The organism is Streptomyces sp. CA2R106, from assembly GCF_037034245.1.
GTDB lineage: Bacteria > Actinomycetota > Actinomycetes > Streptomycetales > Streptomycetaceae > Actinacidiphila.
Window position 1 is genome coordinate 201344 of record NZ_JBAGKC010000010.1, and the last position, 15695, is coordinate 217038.

At 75.3% G+C, this 15695-nt stretch carries 13 protein-coding genes and 1 pseudogene; 7 read left to right on the forward strand and 7 right to left on the reverse strand.

What is annotated here, in order from left to right:
* Positions 1 to 43: 43 nt before the first annotated feature.
* Positions 44 to 409: a winged helix-turn-helix transcriptional regulator gene (locus tag WA788_RS17755; protein WP_335978385.1), complete on the reverse strand. Its 366-nt coding sequence runs from the start codon at positions 407 to 409 to the stop codon at positions 44 to 46.
* A gap of 108 nt (positions 410 to 517) precedes the next feature.
* On the opposite strand from WA788_RS17755, the gene WA788_RS17760 reads away from it, so the two are divergent.
* Together WA788_RS17760 and rarD are read left to right on the forward strand one after the other, a co-directional pair.
* Complete coding sequence (locus tag WA788_RS17760) at positions 518 to 1387, forward strand: SDR family oxidoreductase (RefSeq protein ID WP_335978387.1); 870 nt, start codon at positions 518 to 520, stop codon at positions 1385 to 1387.
* Between the two features lie 124 nt (positions 1388 to 1511).
* A complete protein-coding gene (gene rarD, locus WA788_RS17765) occupies positions 1512 to 2459 on the forward strand; it encodes an EamA family transporter RarD (protein ID WP_335978539.1) in 948 nt (315 codons plus the stop codon).
* Here the strand turns inward: rarD and WA788_RS17770 are convergent.
* The 4 genes from WA788_RS17770 to WA788_RS17785 form a co-directional block, all read right to left on the reverse strand.
* A complete protein-coding gene (locus WA788_RS17770) occupies positions 2449 to 3384 on the reverse strand; it encodes an ABC transporter permease (protein WP_335978389.1) in 936 nt (311 codons plus the stop codon). The genes rarD and WA788_RS17770 overlap by 11 nt on opposite strands.
* Positions 3371 to 4336, reverse strand: coding sequence for an ABC transporter ATP-binding protein (locus WA788_RS17775; protein WP_335978391.1), 966 nt, complete (start codon positions 4334 to 4336; stop codon positions 3371 to 3373). The genes WA788_RS17770 and WA788_RS17775 overlap by 14 nt, the downstream gene beginning before the upstream one ends.
* An 88-nt stretch (positions 4337 to 4424) precedes the next feature.
* Positions 4425 to 5657: a LolA family protein gene (locus tag WA788_RS17780; protein ID WP_335978392.1), complete on the reverse strand. Its 1233-nt coding sequence runs from the start codon at positions 5655 to 5657 to the stop codon at positions 4425 to 4427.
* Positions 5658 to 5860: 203 nt separating this feature from the next.
* Positions 5861 to 6880 (reverse strand): polyprenyl synthetase family protein, encoded by a 1020-nt coding sequence (locus WA788_RS17785; RefSeq protein WP_335978394.1) that lies wholly within the window; start codon positions 6878 to 6880, stop codon positions 5861 to 5863.
* A gap of 426 nt (positions 6881 to 7306) precedes the next feature.
* On the opposite strand from WA788_RS17785, the gene egtA reads away from it, so the two are divergent.
* The 5 genes and pseudogenes from egtA to WA788_RS17810 all read left to right on the forward strand — a co-directional run bounded on the left by egtA (position 7307) and on the right by WA788_RS17810 (position 13167).
* A complete protein-coding gene (gene egtA / locus WA788_RS17790) occupies positions 7307 to 8704 on the forward strand; it encodes an ergothioneine biosynthesis glutamate--cysteine ligase EgtA (protein ID WP_335978395.1) in 1398 nt (465 codons plus the stop codon).
* A 246-nt stretch (positions 8705 to 8950) separates the two neighbouring features.
* On the forward strand, positions 8951 to 10267 hold the full coding sequence (egtB, locus tag WA788_RS17795; protein WP_443034052.1) for an ergothioneine biosynthesis protein EgtB: 1317 nt from the start codon (positions 8951 to 8953) through the stop codon (positions 10265 to 10267).
* 287 nt (positions 10268 to 10554) lie between these two features.
* Positions 10555 to 11046 (forward strand): annotated as a pseudogene (locus WA788_RS17800) (class II glutamine amidotransferase); the annotation flags it as partial.
* 111 nt (positions 11047 to 11157) lie between these two features.
* Positions 11158 to 12144, forward strand: coding sequence for an L-histidine N(alpha)-methyltransferase (gene egtD, locus WA788_RS17805; RefSeq protein WP_435125602.1), 987 nt, complete (start codon positions 11158 to 11160; stop codon positions 12142 to 12144).
* Between the two features lie 213 nt (positions 12145 to 12357).
* Positions 12358 to 13167 carry a class I SAM-dependent methyltransferase gene (locus WA788_RS17810; protein WP_335978396.1) on the forward strand — a complete coding sequence of 270 codons (810 nt, stop codon included), beginning with the start codon at positions 12358 to 12360 and terminating at the stop codon, positions 13165 to 13167.
* A gap of 12 nt (positions 13168 to 13179) precedes the next feature.
* Here the strand turns inward: WA788_RS17810 and WA788_RS17815 are convergent, their stop codons facing one another.
* Together WA788_RS17815 and WA788_RS17820 are read right to left on the reverse strand one after the other, a co-directional pair.
* Positions 13180 to 13755, reverse strand: a complete 576-nt coding sequence (locus WA788_RS17815; RefSeq protein ID WP_335978397.1) for a hypothetical protein — start codon at positions 13753 to 13755, stop codon at positions 13180 to 13182.
* On the reverse strand, positions 13742 to 15610 hold the full coding sequence (locus WA788_RS17820) for an alpha/beta fold hydrolase (protein ID WP_335978399.1): 1869 nt from the start codon (positions 15608 to 15610) through the stop codon (positions 13742 to 13744). Before WA788_RS17820 ends, WA788_RS17815 begins: the two co-directional genes overlap by 14 nt.
* Positions 15611 to 15695 lie beyond the last annotated feature (85 nt).

Genomic DNA, 15695 nt, shown 5'->3' on the forward strand with positions numbered 1-15695 from the left:
CCGCCCCGTCCCGCCGGCACCCCGGCGCGGCGGGGCGGGCGCGTCACCGGGCCGCGTCGTACGCCTGCTGGGCGGCGGCGACCGCGGCGACGTTGTCGGCGGTCCAGCGGGCCAGCGCGCTGACCTTCTCGGCGGCCTGGGCGCCCAGCGGGGTCAGGTCGTAGTCGACGTGGGGCGGGATGACCGGGTGGGCCAGGCGGCGTACGAAGCCGTCCCGCTCCAGGGTGCGCAGGGTCTGGGTGAGCATCTTCTCGCTCACCCCGCCGATCCGGCGGCGCAGTTCGCTGAAGCGCAGGGTGCCCGCGTCGGCCAGGTCGAGCAGGACCAGGACGCCCCAGGTGCTGGTGACGTGTTCCATGACGGCCCGCTCCGGGCAGCCCTTCACGGTGCCCATCTCACTTACCTTCATGTATGTACCGTACGCCAAGGTGGGTACTTTCCCACGGTTAGCACTCGCGTTACGGTGGCGGAGAGGTCGGAGAGACCCGCACACCACCGCAGAACGGGAGCACACAGCATGAGCATCGTCGTCACCGGGGCAAGCGGCCACCTGGGCCGACTCGTCGTCGCGGACCTGCTGGCACGCGGGGTGGGGGCGGGGGACATCGCGGCGGTCGTCCGGGATGAGGGCAAGGTGGCCGACCTGGCCGCCCAGGGCGTGGACGTGCGCGTCGCGACGTACGACGACCCGCAGAGCCTGAAGGGCGCGTTCAAGGGGGGCGAACGGGTGCTGTTCGTGTCCGGCAGCGAGGTCGGGCGGCGGCTGCCGCAGCACACCGCGGTCATCGACGCCGCGCGCGCGGCGGGTGTCGGCCTGCTGGCGTACACGAGCATCCTCGGCGGCCCCGAGGCCGACATCGCGCTCGCCGAGGAGCACAAGCTCACCGAGCGGCTGATCCTCGACTCCGGGCTGCCCTACACCTTCCTGCGCAACGGCTGGTACACCGAGGTGTACACGCAGAACCTGGGCACGGTGCTGGAGCACGGTGCCGTGGTCGCCAGCGCGGGCGAGGGCCGGGTGGCCTCGGCCGCGCGCGCGGACTACGCGGCCGCCGCGGCCGTGGTGCTCACCGGCGAGGGCCACGAGGGCAGGGCGTACGAGCTGAGCGGCGACACCGCGTGGAGCTTCGCGGAGTACGCGGCGGAGGTCTCGCGGGCCACCGGGCTGGAGATCCGCTACCAGAACGTCTCCTCCGAGCAGTACCTGGAGGTGCTGGTGGGCGCGGGCCTGCCCGCGGGCCTGGCAGAGGTGCTGGTCGACGTGGACCGCGGCATCGGCCGCGGCCTGCTCGCGGGCACCAGCGGCGAGCTGTCCCGGCTGATCGGCCGCCCGACCACGCCGATGCCGGAGTCGGTGGCCGCCGCCGTACGCGAGCTCGAGGGCTGACCCGGACCCGCTGACCCGGACCCGCCCCTGCGGCCTGTCATGACCACAGTGCGATATGGCCATGACAGGCCGCGGCGCGGCCGCTACGGTCGAGGAGCCGTACGGCATCACGAGGGGCGGGCGCATGGGCGAGCAGCGGGTGGGACTGGGCTACGGCTTCGCGGCCTACGGGCTGTGGGGGCTCTTCCCGCTCTACTGGCCGCTGCTGGAACCGGCCGGCGCCCTGGAGATCCTGGCGCACCGCATGGTGTGGTCGCTCGGGGTGGCCGCGGTCATCCTGCTGGTGCTGCGCCGCTGGGCGTGGATCGCCGAACTGGCCCGCCAGCCGCGGCGGATGGCGCTGGTCGCGGCCGCGGCGACCGCGGTCACCGTGAACTGGGGCGTGTACATCTGGGCGGTGAACGCCGGCCACGTGGTCGAGGCGGCGCTCGGCTACTTCATCAACCCGCTGGTCACCATCGCGCTCGGCGTGCTGGTGCTGCACGAGCGGCTGCGGCCGGTGCAGTGGGTGGCCGTCGGCATCGGCTGCGTGTCCGTGGTGGTGCTGACCGTCGGCTACGGGCGGCTGCCGTGGATCGCGCTCACGCTGGCCTTCTCCTTCGGCGCCTACGGGCTGATCAAGAAGAAGGTGGCGATGGGCGGCCTGGAGTCGCTCGCCGCCGAGGCGAGCGTGCAGTTCCTGCCCGCGCTCGGCTACCTGATCGTGCTGGGCGCGAGCGGCGACTCCACCTTCACCCACCACGGGCCCGGCCACGCCTCGCTGCTCGCCGCCTGCGGCCTGGTCACCGCGATACCGCTGATCTTCTTCGGGATGGCCGCGACCCGGCTGCCGCTGTCCACCATCGGCCTGATGCAGTACCTCACCCCGGTCTCGCAGTTCCTGATCGGGGTGCTCCACTTCCACGAGACGATGCCGCCCGACCGGTGGGCCGGGTTCTTCCTGGTCTGGGCCGCGCTGGTGGTGCTCACCTGGGACGCGCTGCGCACCGCCCGCCGGGGCCGGCTCGCGCTCGCCGCGGCCGGGGCCGGCGCCGCGCCCGGCCGGGCCGCCGCGGGCAGCACTACGCGGTGATGTCGCGCGAGGTGAACCGCGCCCACGCGGCCGACCCGAACACGGCCGCGTACAGCGCCTGGAGGCCCAGGTTCCTCCCCGTCGCGCTCCACTGCACGGGGTCGCGCAGCACGTCGGCGAAGCTCAGCCAGTAGTGCGGGAAAAGATACGGCTGGACCGCGTGCAACTGCGGGATGGAGTCCACGATCTGCACGGTGATCAGCACGCCGACCGTGGCCGCCATGGCGCCGATCCCGCTGTCGGTCAGGGTCGAGACGAACAGCCCGACGGCGGCCACGCCCACCAGCGACCCGGCCACCAGCACCGCGATCAGCAGGGCCCGCAGCATGCCCTGGGAGAGCGGGATCGTGGTGCCCGACAGGGTCGTCACATCCCCGACCGGGAAGAGCACGCACCCGACGACCAGGCCGGACCCGGCTACGACCAGGGTCGCGGCGAGGCAGAAGGCCAGCACCGAGGCGTACTTGGCCAGCAGCAGGCGGGTCCGCCCGGCCGGGGCGACCAGCAGGTAGCGCAGGGTGCCGCCGCTCGCCTCGCCCGCGATCGCGTCACCCGCCACCACGCCGACCGCCATCGGCAGGAAGAACGGCAGGGTCGCGGCGAGCGCGGTGAAGACCAGGAACAGGCCGTTGTTGCTCACCTGCTGGATGAACGCCGGTCCGTTGTCGCCGTGTGCGCCGCCGCCGAGGGTCCCGCCGTCGCGGGTCTCGATCCGGACCGCGACACCGACCAGCACCGGGACGCCCACCAGCACCCCGAACAGCGCGAGGGTCCGCCAGCGCCGGAAGACGAGCAGCAGCTCGGAGCGGAACAGCCCGAGCGTCCACCGCAGCCGCGCCGCCCGTGCGGCGGCCGGGCCCGGCGCCGTGCCGGTCCGCTGCGGTGCCCCGTCGGTGCGGTCCGCCGCCGTCTCAGCCCGCGACATCGAAGCCCTCCCCGGTCAGCGCCACGAACGCGTCCTCCAGCGTGCCGCGTTCCAGGCCGAAGCCGCGCACCCGGACCCCGCCGGTGACCAGCGCCGCGTTCAGCTCGGCGAGGTCCGGCGGCGGCGCCGGCAACTCGCCGGTGACGCGCTGCCCGTCGGTGGTCAGGGCGGTCACACCGCACCCGGCCAGCACCCGGACCGCGTCGGCCGGGTCCGGGGTGGTGACGGCCAGCCGCCCCCGGCCGCCGGCCGACAGTTCGGCGACCGGCCCCTGGGTGAGCAGCCGGCCGCGGGCCATCACGGCGGCGTGCGTGCAGACCTGCTCGATCTCGTCCAGCAGGTGCGAGGAGAGGAAGACGGTCGTGCCGTCGGCGGCCAACTCCCGTACCAGAATGCGGATCTCCCGCATGCCCTGCGGGTCGAGGCCGTTCGTCGGCTCGTCGAGCACCAGCAGGTCCCGCGGCTGGAGCAGGGCCGCGGCCAGGCCGAGGCGCTGCTTCATGCCGAGCGAGTACTGCCGCGCCCGCTTCTGGGCGGCCGCGGCCAACCCCACCCGGTCCAGGGCCGCGCCGACCCGGGCCCGCCGGGTGTGCGGGTCGGCGGTCGGGTCGGCCGCGTCGTAGCGGAGCAGGTTGTCGCGGCCGGACAGGAAGCCGTACAGCGCCGGGCCCTCGATGAGGGCGCCGACCCGGGGCAGCACCGTGCGGGCCGCGCGCGGCATCGGGTGGCCCAGCACCCGGGCGGAGCCGGCGGTCGGCTCGACCAGGCCCATCAGCATGCGGATGGTGGTGGTCTTGCCGGAGCCGTTCGGGCCGAGGAAGCCGAAGACGCTGCCGCGCGGCACCCGCAGGTCGAGGCCGTCGACCGCGAGGGTGCCGCGGTAGCGCTTGGCGAGGCCGCGGGTCTCGATCACGGCCTCGCCGGGCGCCGCCGCCAGGGCCGGCTCCGCCATCGCACTCCTTCACGGTCTCGGGTCGTCGGGGTCGCCGGTCGAGGGGCAGGGCACCGCGGCGGCGCGGGCGCTTCCCGCGACGGGCCGGCTACTTCGCGCCGTCGACGGCCGCCTGGGTCAGCGCGGACTGCGTGACCGCGCCGGCGTAGAGCGTGCCCTTGTCGGTGAGGAGCACGTTCACCAGGCGGGTGTGGAAGACAGTGCCGGTGCCGAAGGAGCCGGTGACCTTGGTGCCGTAACTGTCGAGCAGGGACTGCGCGTCGGCGCCGCCCTGGCCGCCGGAGCCCCTGGTGGCGGCCGTGCCCGCGCCGGTGTCGATGACCGCGATGGAGTCCCAGCCGGTGCCCAGGACGGTGGGCGCGGCCAGGGCGGACAGGGTGCCGGAGCCGGAGCCGCCGGACGCGCCGGACGCCTTGCCCTCGGTCACCTCGGCGCCCTTGGGCGCGCTGAACGCGAAGGTGCTCGCGGCCGGGCGGCCGAAGCCGACCTTGGTGAAGCCGATGTCGAAGACGGCCTTGCCGCCGCCCTTCGGGAGCAGGGTGAACTTCAGCGGCACCCCGGTGCCGGAGTCGACCGCGATGCGCACGGAGCCGACCGTGGTGCGGTCGGCGTGCTCGGGGGTCACCACCAGCTCGTAGGCGCTGCGGCCGGCCACCCGGGCGGTGCCGTCGACCGTGATCGAGGCGGTGCCCCGCGCCGCGGCGAGCACCTGCTCGGCGGCAGCCTGCGGGGTGGTGGGCACGCCCGCGGCCCCGTCCGTGCCCGCGCCGTCCGCACCGTCCGCCGCGGGCAGCGTCGCGTGGTACGCCTGGTTCGACGCGCTGTCGTACGCCCACAGTTGGGTGCCGTTGTGGATGACGCTGTACTCGGCGGTCGGCTCGATGACCGAGACCTTCTGCCGGTCCGGGCCGTCCACCGACACGTGCAACTGGTGGGTGCCGGCCAGCAGCTGGACGAGCTGCGTCTGCGGCGCCGCGGACGAGCCGCTGCCGCTGCCGCCGCCCTGGCCCGCGCCCGACAGCAGGCCGTCGGCCGCGCCCCCCGAGAGCGCGTCGGGCAGGCCCAGGTCGGTGCTCACCTTCACGGTGCCGTCCAGGGTGCGGGTGTGCGAGGCCGCGATCTTCGTCAGCAGCTGCTGCGCGGTGATCTTCGGCAGCGAAGGGGTGCCCGCGTCGGCGAGCGCCGGGACCAGCGTGATGGTCGCGGCCGCCACTCCCGCCACAGCCACGGGTACGGCGTAGCGCGCGATCTTCCGGCCGCGGCCCCGCGGTTGGTCCGGCTCCTCCGGCTCGGGCCGTCCGATCCGTTCGGTCAGTGCCATTGCGTCTGCCTCCGTCGTCAGCGGCGGTCTGCTCGCAGCGGACCCTCTACCAGGCCCCATTCTCCTCCCGCCGCGCCCCGACCGAGTCCCCCCACGGGCTGCCCTTCCCGTCCCCCTGGGGTATGACACCCCCTTAGGTCACTCCGGGGTCCCTGGGGCCCCTGCGGTCGCTGCCGGAAGAGCCGCGCAGATCCGGGGAGCGGTCAGCCGGCGCGGTGGACGACGGCGTCGCAGAGCGCGGCGAGGGACGCCTTCGCGGGGAGTTCGGGCAGCGGGGCGAGCGCCGCGCGGGCCTCGTCGGCGTAGCGGACGGTGTCGCGGCGGGCCTGTTCGAGCGCGGGGTGCGCGCGCAGCAGGTGCAGCGCCTCGGCGTGCAGCGCGTCGTCCGTCAGGTCGCCGTCGAGGAGTTCGTTCAGCCGGCGGTCCTGCGGGGTCTGCGGGCCGCTCCCCTGCGCCCGCCACCGGCGCAGGTGCAGCACCGGCAGCGTCGGGATGCCCTCACGCAGGTCCGTGCCGGGCGTCTTGCCCGACTCGTGGCTGTCGCTGGCGATGTCCAGGACGTCGTCGGCGAGTTGGAACGCGACGCCGATCCGCTCGCCGTACTGCGTCAGGACGTGCACCACCGACTCGTCGGCGCCGGACATCATCGCCCCGAACCGCCCGGAGACGGCCATCAGCGAGCTGGTCTTGCCCGCGATGACGTCCAGGTAGTGGTCGAGCGGGTCGCGCCCGTCACGCGGGCCGACGGTCTCCATGATCTGCCCGGTGACCAGGCGTTCGAACGCCTCGGCCTGCACCCGCACCGCCTCGGGGCCGAGGTCCGCGAGGATGTGGGAGGCGCGGGAGAAGAGGAAGTCGCCGGTGAGCACGGCCACCGAGTTGTCCCAGCGGGAGTTGGCGCTCGGCACCCCGCGGCGCACGTCCGCCTCGTCCATGACGTCGTCGTGGTAGAGGGTGGCGAGGTGGGTCAGCTCCACGACGACGGCCGCGGGCACCACCCCGGGCGCGTGCGGGTCGCCGAACTGCGCCCCGAGCATCACCAGCAGTGGCCGGAAGCGCTTGCCGCCGGCCCGCAGCAGGTGCCGCGCGGTGTCGGTGATGAAGGGGACGTCGCTCTTGGTCGCCTCCAGCAGCCCTTCCTCCACGGCTGCGAGACCGGCCTGGACGTCGGCATCGAGGTTCTCGTCCCACACGCTCAGCCCGAAGGGCCCGACGACGGTCACGAGGGGTACTCCTGTCGCTGGTCTGGCATCTGGCGGGTCTGTCCCGGGGCGGCTGGCGGCTTGCTGCGGCTACTGCGGGGAACCGCCGCACGAGACCGTCCGGGGACGGGGACCTGCGACTGCTCCTACCGGCAGGGTAGCCGGTCAGGTGTTGATCACCGCCGGGGCATGGCCCTGCGACGAGCTACGGACGATCACCGCCCGTATAATCCTGATCACCCGGGTTTATTCATATACGACCCACTCGAAAGAGTGAAGTGCGCGAACAGGGGAATACTCGGCCGATATCGAATGCTTGAACGGGCGGCCGTTCCGGAGGAGAGGCAGGATCGCCACGCACCATGCCGAACTACACTCTCGGCAGCACCATGTGACATGTCCTCGCTTCGGATGAACACCCGACAGAAGAACTGAGGAGGTGGATCGATGGGCCCCTACCGTGCCGACCTGGGTGAAGACCTCACCGAGGAGGAGGCGGAAGCCCACATACGCGGCGTGTGCTTCAAGACCGGACCGCCCGAACGGACCGGCGTGGAGCTGGAGTGGCTGGTCCAGGACCGCTCCGATCCGCGCGAACTGATATCCGTCGAACGGCTCGACGCGGCGCTCGCGCCGGTCGAGGCCCCAGGGGCACTGCCCCGGGGCAGCAGGCTCACCCGCGAACCGGGTGGCCAGGTGGAGCTGAGCTCCCCGCCCGCACCCTCGCTCAGCGGGTGCGTCACGGCGATGGCCGAAGACCTCGCCGCCCTCCGGGAAGCCGTCGAACGCGCCGGGCTGGTGCTCGTCGGCTCCGGACTCGATCCCCACCGCGAACCGCCCCGCGTCCTGGACCATCCCCGCTACCGGGCGATGGAGCGCTTCTTCGACCGCGAGGGCCCCTGGGGCCGCACGATGATGCGCCGCACCGCGTCCTTGCAGGTCAACCTGGACAGCGGCGACGACAGCGCGGGCATCACCGGATACCGCAGCCGGTGGGCGCTGGCCCACCGGATCGGCCCGGTGATGGTCGCCGCCTTCGCGAACTCGCCCTTCCGGGACGGCCGCCCGACCGGCTGGGTCTCCACCCGGCAGGCGAACTGGGCGCTGATGGACCCCGGTCGGACCCGGCAGCCGCGGCACGACGGGCGGGACGAGGACCCGCGTGCGGCATGGGCCCGGTACGCCCTGGACGCCCGGGTGCTGTGCATCCGGCAGGAGGGCGCGCCGGCGGGCGCCCCCGCGGCGCAGGCGGCCGTCGCCGCCGCGGGCCCAGCTGCGGGCCCGACCGCGGGCCCGACCGGCGGCCCTGCGGCGGGCTCCCCCGCCGGCACGGATCACGCTCGCCGCGACGACTGGTCCGCTCCCCATGGGCTCACCTTCCGCCAGTGGGTGCGGGGCGCGCCGGGCGTGCGGCGGCCCACCGCCGACGACCTCGACTACCACCTCAGCACTCTCTTCCCCCCGGTCCGCCCGCGCGGCTGGCTGGAGCTCCGGATGACCGACGCGCAGGACGGCGACCAGTGGATCGTGCCGACGGTGCTCGCGGCAACCCTCCTGGACGATCCGGTCGCCGCGGAGTGCGCCTACGCCGCCACCGAACCGTTCGCCACGGACGGTGACCTGCTCCCCTCCGATCTCGTCTGGCGCCGCGCCGCCCGGACCGGCCTGGCCGATCCGGAACTGGCCCGAGCGGCCCGCGCCTGTTTCGCCGCCGCCGAGAGCGCGCTGTCGCGCGCCGGCGCTTCCCCGGCCCTGCGGCAGGCCCTCTCCGACTTCGCCGAGCGCTACCCCGAACGCGGCCGATGTCCGGCCCACGACCAGTTGGACGCGTTGAGCCGCGCCTGACCCACCGGAAGGCTAGTCGTGACAGACCCCCGTACTCCGTACCACGGCGCTGCCGAGAACCAGGCCCCGCCGACCCCTTCAGCCGCTCCGGCACCTTCGGCCCCCCGCGTCGCACCCGCGGCTTCGGCCGGCGGCGCCCCGACGGCCCCGCCCGGCCACCCCGGTGGGCCCGGCCACCCCGGTGACCCCGCCGATCCCGCCGACCGGGCCCGGGCCGCGCTGCGGGCCGCCCGGCACCGCACCGGCGTGCTCACCGACTCCGTCACGGACGACGACCTGGTCGCCCAGCACTCCCGGCTGATGTCCCCGCTGGTGTGGGACCTCGCGCACATCGGCAACCAGGAGGAGCTGTGGCTGGTCCGCGAGGCCGGCCGGCGCGGCGGGCTGCGCCCCGACCTCGACCACCTCTACGACGCGTTCCGGCACCCCCGCGCCGACCGCCCCGCGCTGCCGCTGCTCGGCCCGGCGCAGGCGCGCGCGTACGTCGCCGAGGTGCGCCAGGAGTCCCTGGACGTGCTGGCCGGGGCGGACACCGACCCCGGCCACCCCGAACGGCTGCTGGCGGGCGGCTTCGTCTTCGGGATGCTCGCCCAGCACGAGGCGCAGCACGGCGAGACGATGCTCGCCACCCACCAACTGCGCTCGGGCCCGGCCGTCCTGGACGCCCCCGCGCCGCCGCCCGCGCCCGCCGACGCGGCCGCGCTGCCGCGTGAGGTCCTCGTCCCCGGCGGCCCGTTCACCATGGGCACCAGCACCGAGCCGTGGGCGCTGGACAACGAACTGCCCGCGCACGAGGTGCCGGTGGCGCCCTTCTGGCTGGACACGGTGCCGGTCACCAATGGTCGGTACGCCGACTTCATCGACGCCGGCGGCTACCGCGATCCGCGCTGGTGGTCGCCCGCGGGCTGGCGGCACGTGCAGGACGCCGGCCTCATCGCGCCGCTGTTCTGGTCCCGCGACGGGGACCGCTGGATTCGGCGCAGGTTCGGCCATGTGGAGGCGGTGCCCGCCGACGAGCCGGTGGTGCACGTCTGCTGGTACGAGGCCGACGCCTACGCCCGCTGGGCCGGCCGGCGGCTGCCGACCGAGGCGGAGTGGGAGAAGGCGGCGCGGCACGACCCGGCGTCCGGCCGCTCGCGCCGCTACCCGTGGGGCGACGCCGACCCGGGGCCGGAGCACGCCAACCTCGGGCAGCGGCACCTGCGGCCGGCGCCCGCGGGCAGCTACCCCGCGGGCGCGGCGCCCAGCGGGGCCCGCCAGCTGATCGGCGACGTGTGGGAGTGGACGTCCTCGGACTTCGCCCCCTACCCGGGCTTCGCCGCCTTCCCGTACAAGGAGTACTCCGAGGTGTTCTTCGGGCCGGAGTACAAGGTGCTGCGCGGCGGCGCGTTCGGGGTGGACCCGGTGGCTTGCCGCGGCACCTTCCGGAACTGGGACTACCCGATCCGCCGGCAGATCTTCGCCGGGTTCCGCACCGCGCGGGACCTGACCGAGGCGGAGGCGGGCACCGGGGCGGCGCGGGCAGCGGGAACGTCGGGGGCGGCGGGCGGCGGGAGCGCCTGATGTGCCGCCATCTCGCGTACGTGGGACCGCCGTTGCCGCTGGCGCACCTGCTCGTGGCGCCGCCGCGGGGCCTGTACGAGCAGTCCTGGCAGCCGCGGCGGCAGCGGCACGGCACGGTGAACGCCGACGGTTTCGGGGTGGGCTGGTATCCGCCGGCGGAGACATCGGCCGACGCAGCCGACGCGCCAGCGGCGCCGGACGGTGCGGGCGTCGGCGGTGGCGTCGGCGTCGGCGTTGGCGTTGGCGTTGGCGTTGGCGTCAGTGCGGAACTGCCCGGCGACGCGGGCATGCCGGTGCCCGCCCGCTACCGCCGCGCGCTGCCGATCTGGGCCGACCCCAACTTCACCGAGCTGGCCCGGGTGATCCGCAGCGGTGCCGTGCTGGCCGCGGTGCGCTCGGCCACCGAGGGCACCGCGCCCGACGAGGCGGCGGCCGCGCCCTTCCGGGACGGGCGCTGGCTGTTCAGCCACAACGGCGCCGTACCGGACTGGCCCCGGCTGCCCACCGGGCTCGCCGCGGCCGAACTGCTCGCCCTGGAGGCGCGGTCGGACTCCGCGCTGCTGTGGGCGATGCTCGCCGGCCGGCTGCGCCGGGGCGAGCCGCCGGGCGGCGCGCTGGCCGCCGTGGTCCGCGAGGTCGCCGCCGCTCGGCCGACCGCGCGGCTCAACTTCCTGCTCACCGACGGCCGTACCATCGCCGCCAGCGCGTGGGGCGACACGCTCTGGTACCGGGTCCGCCCGGGCGCGGTGGTCGTCGCGTCAGAACCCGACGACGCGGTCGGGGCCGCGCTCGGCGAGTGGCGCGAGGTCCCCGACCGTTCCCTGCTCCTGGCCACCACGGAAGGCGTCCGCGTCATCGCGCTGCGCCCCGAACGCAAGGACACCACCCTCATGAGCGACGAGAACCAGAGCCGCTTCACCCTCGACGACCGGCTGCCCGCCGGGTACTTCACCGACACCCTGCACGCCGACGTGGCCGGCGGTCTGACCGCCGCGCCGCGCACCCTGCCGCCCAAGTGGTTCTACGACAAGCGCGGCAGCGACCTGTTCGAGCAGATCACGAAACTGCCCGAGTACTACCCGACCCGGGCCGAGCAGGAGATCCTGGTCCGCCGGGCGCCGGAGATCGCCGCGGCCACCCGCGCGGCCACCCTGATCGAGCTGGGCTCGGGCTCCTCGCGCAAGACCCGGCTGCTGCTGGACGCCCTCACCGCGGGCGGCACGCTGCGCCGCTACGCGCCCCTGGACGTCAGCGCGTCCGCGCTCGAGGCGGCCGGGCGGGCGATCTGCGCCGACTACCCCGGGCTCGAAGTCGCCGCCACCGTCGCCGACTTCGAGGGCGGCATCCCGCTGTCCGACGAGCCGGGGCCGCGGCTGCTCGCCTTCCTCGGCAGCACCATCGGGAACTTCGACGGCCCGCAGCGCGCCGCCTTCTACCGCACCCTGACCCGCTCGCTGAGCAGCGACGACATGCTGCTGCTCGGCGCGGACCTGGTGAAGGACCCGCAGGTACTGATCCGTGCCTACGACGACGCGGCCGGTGTCACCGCCGAGTTCGACAAGAACGTGCTGCACGTCCTGAACCGCGAACTCGGCGCGGACTTCGACCCGGACGCCTTCGAGCACGTCGCCGTCTGGAACGCCGAGGACGAGCGGATGGAGATGCACCTGCGCGCACGGGTCGCCCAGACCGTCAAGATCCCCGATCTCGACCTGTCGGTGGACCTCGCGGCCGGGGAGGACCTGCGCACCGAGCTGTCCTGCAAGTTCCGCCGCGAGTCGCTGACCGCCGAGCTGCACGCGGGCGGCTTCACCGTCCGCCACTGGTGGACCGACGACGCCGCCCGGTTCGCCCTCCTGCTGGCCGTGCCGAACTGATCCCGGCCGCCCGCCCACAGCCGCCCCGGGGCTCGCGTCCACCGACGCGAACACCGGGGCGGCGTGCGTGAGTTGGACGTATCGGGCAAGCGGATCGGGGGCCCGGCCGACATGGCGGAAGGTGTCGTTTCTCTCCTCTAGAGTGATCGACTACAGCCGTTGGGCGAACAGTTCGGGTACGGCACGGATTCGGGTACGGCACGGAGGTGTGCGGTGGGCGACTTCGACGCGTTCGAGCGCGAGGCGTGGGCCGGACGGGCGGAGGCGTACGCGCGGAGCTTCGGGCTGCTGTGCGCGCACACCGTGCCCATGCTGCTCGACGCCGCCGGGGTGGGCGCGGGCGTGCGGGTACTGGACGTCGGCACCGGGCCGGGCACCGCGGCGGCGCTGGCGGTGCGCCGGGGCGCGGAGGTCTTCGCGGTGGACGCGGAGCCGAGCATGGTCGAGCGCGCGGCGCGGGCGGTGCCCGAGGCGCGGGTCCAGCACGCCCTTCTTCCCGAACTCCCTTTCGCCGACGGCGAGTTCGATGCTGTCGTGGCGAACTTCGTGGTCAACCACGTGGGTCGGCCGGCGGCCGCGCTCGCCGAGCTGCGCCGGGTGGCCGGGCCCGGCGGCCGGGTCGCGGTCACGATCTGGTCCGCGCCGCCCGCGCCGGGGCAGGCGCTGGTGGACCAGGCGCTGCGGGCGGGCGGCGCCGTCCGGCCGCCGTCGGTCCCCACGCTCGACGCCGAGGACGACTTCCCGCGCACCGAGGAGGGCTTGACCGGGCTGCTGACGGCCGCGGGGCTGGCCGGCGCCCGCTGTACGACGGTGCGCTGGGACCACGTGGTCGACCCCGAGGTGTGGTGGGCGGGCCGGGCCGCCGGGATCGCCACGTCCGGCCAGATCCTGCTCGCCCAGCCCCCGGGTGTCGTGGCGGAAGTACGGCGCCACTACGACGAGTTGGCGGCTCAGTTCCGCACCGCCGACGGTGCGCTGTCCCTGCCGCACTCCGCGCTCCTGGCCTGGGCGACCACGTCCTGACGCCCGTACGGCTCAGGCGTACGGTGCGGCCGGGGCGAACGGGATGTACGGCGAGACGAACAGGTAGTCCGGGTCGTGCGCCGGGTCGTGGCCGGTGTGGCGGGCGACCACGAACTGGAAGCCGCGGGGCGGCGGTCCGGGCCGTTCGGCGACCGTGCGGGCCACGGAGTTGCGCAGCATGCGGTAGGCGGGTGCCTGGGTGAGGTCGCCGTCGAACTGCCGCATGACGGCGACGAGTTCGTGGCACAGGTCGTAGAGCGCCTTCTCCCGGCGGCGGTTCGGGAACCACACGGTGTGCAGCGGGCGGCGCGGGGTGATCGCGGAGCCCTCCTGCCAGGGGGTGGCGCGGCCGTCGGCCTCCTCGGTCCGGAACAGGACGTGGAAGTCGTGTTGGGCCGGTTCTGGCGCGAAGAAGCGCCAGTTGGGGATGAGGGCGCCGGTGCCGTCCAGGGCCGCGAGCCGGTTGAACTCCGGGCGCGGGTGCTGGCTCAGGACGGTGGCCGCGAACCAGGTGGCAAGGGCCGCGAGCGCCAGCGCGCCGACCGCGTCGGCGCCGCCCGGTGCGGGCCGGCCGCTAAGCGGGGACATCGGCGGCTCTCCCCCGCTCGGCGGTGGTGCCCGCGGTGAAGCTCGCGACCAGTTCGGCGACGGCCCGGGCGGAGCCGCGGGCGGCGAGCACATGCTCGCGGGGGGCGTCCACGGTGTGCACCTGCCTGTGCGGGGCGCGCCGCAGGTACTGCTCCTGGCGGGCCCGCCGGTCCTCCGGCGGCGGGCCGCCGGGCTCGCACAGCACCAGGCAGGTGGGGACGGCCGCGGCCGGGACGCCGGCGGTGCCGCGCAGCGCCCGCCACTCGTCGCGGGCCGCGCGCCACCCGGCGGCGTCGCGGTAGTGCGCGCGGGCCAGGCCCCGTACATCCGGTGGGAGCAGGCGCAGCCAGTCCGGGTCGCGCAGCAGCTGGCCCAGGCCGAGCCGCAGGGAGACGGTCATCTGGTCGAGCAGCGCGGTGACTTCGCGGTGGTGCTCCGGTTCCGCGTCCTGCACGCCCGGGTGGTAGGGGTCCACCAGGGCCAGGCCCGTGAGGCGGTCCTCCAGGCGGGTCGCGGCGGCCGCGGCGACCACTCCGCCGACGCCGTGGCCGACGAGGACCGCGGGCCGCCCGTCCGCGACGTGGTCCACCAACTCCGCGAGGTCCGCCGCGGCGCCCGCCGGCCCGCCGCCCGGCCGGGGTCTCTCCCGCGTCCCGCTCCCGGCCTGCCCGGCCCGGTGGTAGGTCACCACCTCGTACCGCTCGGCCAGTTCCCGCACCAGCCACTCCGCGCGCTCGGGCGACTCGGCCAGCGCCCCGCTGAGCACCACGACCGGTGCCGCGGCGGCGCTCTTGCGGCGGTGCGTGCCGAGCGCGGTGGCGCGGCGGTGGACGAGGAGGGTGCCGGCGGTGGTGACGAAGCGCTGCTCGTCGCCGCGGCCGCGCAGCACCGTACGGCGGTCGCGGGCGCGTACGACGGCGCCGGCGGTCAGCGCCGCGGTCAGGGCGGCGCCCGCGGCGAGCGGGAAGGTGTCGTCGCGGCGCTGCACCAGCCCGCCGGGCAGGGGGCGTTCGCGCGGCCCGGTGACGTAGAGCACCGCCGGGTGCAGGGCGCAGAAGCCGGTGAGGAAGCGGCCCAGGCCCATCACGCCGGCGTTGGCGAGGTGGAAGCCCGCGGCGGCGGCGACCAGGGGGACGGCGGCGCGGCCGCGGGCCAGGTGGACCGCGGGGAAGGCCGATTCGAGGGCCACCACGCAGGTGCAGACCGCTTTGGCGGCGCGCGGGTGGTCGTGGGCCAGCCGCCAGGCGTGCTCCTGGCCGTAGGAGACGGTGCGCAGCACCCCGGGCAGGGCGCGGCCGCTGCGCCAGGTCCGGCTGGACGCCTTGACCCAGCCGGACGCGGTGTAGGACAGCACCGACTGGAGGCCGGCGAACCACAGGCAGGCGTCGACCGTGGCGGGCCGGCGCTCCTCGGCCGCCCGGGCGATGGCGGCGGCGGTCTGGGCGACGAACGCGGCCTGGTCGGCGCCGTCGGTGCCGTAGTGGTTGCGCGGGTAGAGGGCGAGGGAGGCGGCGCAGAGCACCGCGTCGGCGGCGAGGCGGCCGCGGCGGGACAGCGGCAGGAGCAGGGCGCCGGCCGCGGCGACGCGGGCGGCGTGCAGGGTGCGGGTCACGGCGGGCCGGCCCACGGCGTCGAGCGCGGCGCGGGCCGGGCGCGGCCAGCGCGCGAACTGCCCGCGGGCGACCTGCCAGTCGTTGAGGCCGCCGGGGCGGCGGTCGCCGGGGGTGGCCAGGTACTCCAGGCTCGCCACCAGGTGGTTGACCGCGCCGAGGCGTTCCATCGCGGTCAGGGCCGTCCCGCGGTCCACCGTGGGCGGTGCCACCGCGGCACGCAGTATCCACTGGAGTCTCGGCACGGGTCTTCCCCTTCCTGGCGGGTTCGTCGGCAGGCGCTCGTGGGGCGCCCTCCCTCCCGCCGCCGGGCCGGGGTGGGAGGGAGGG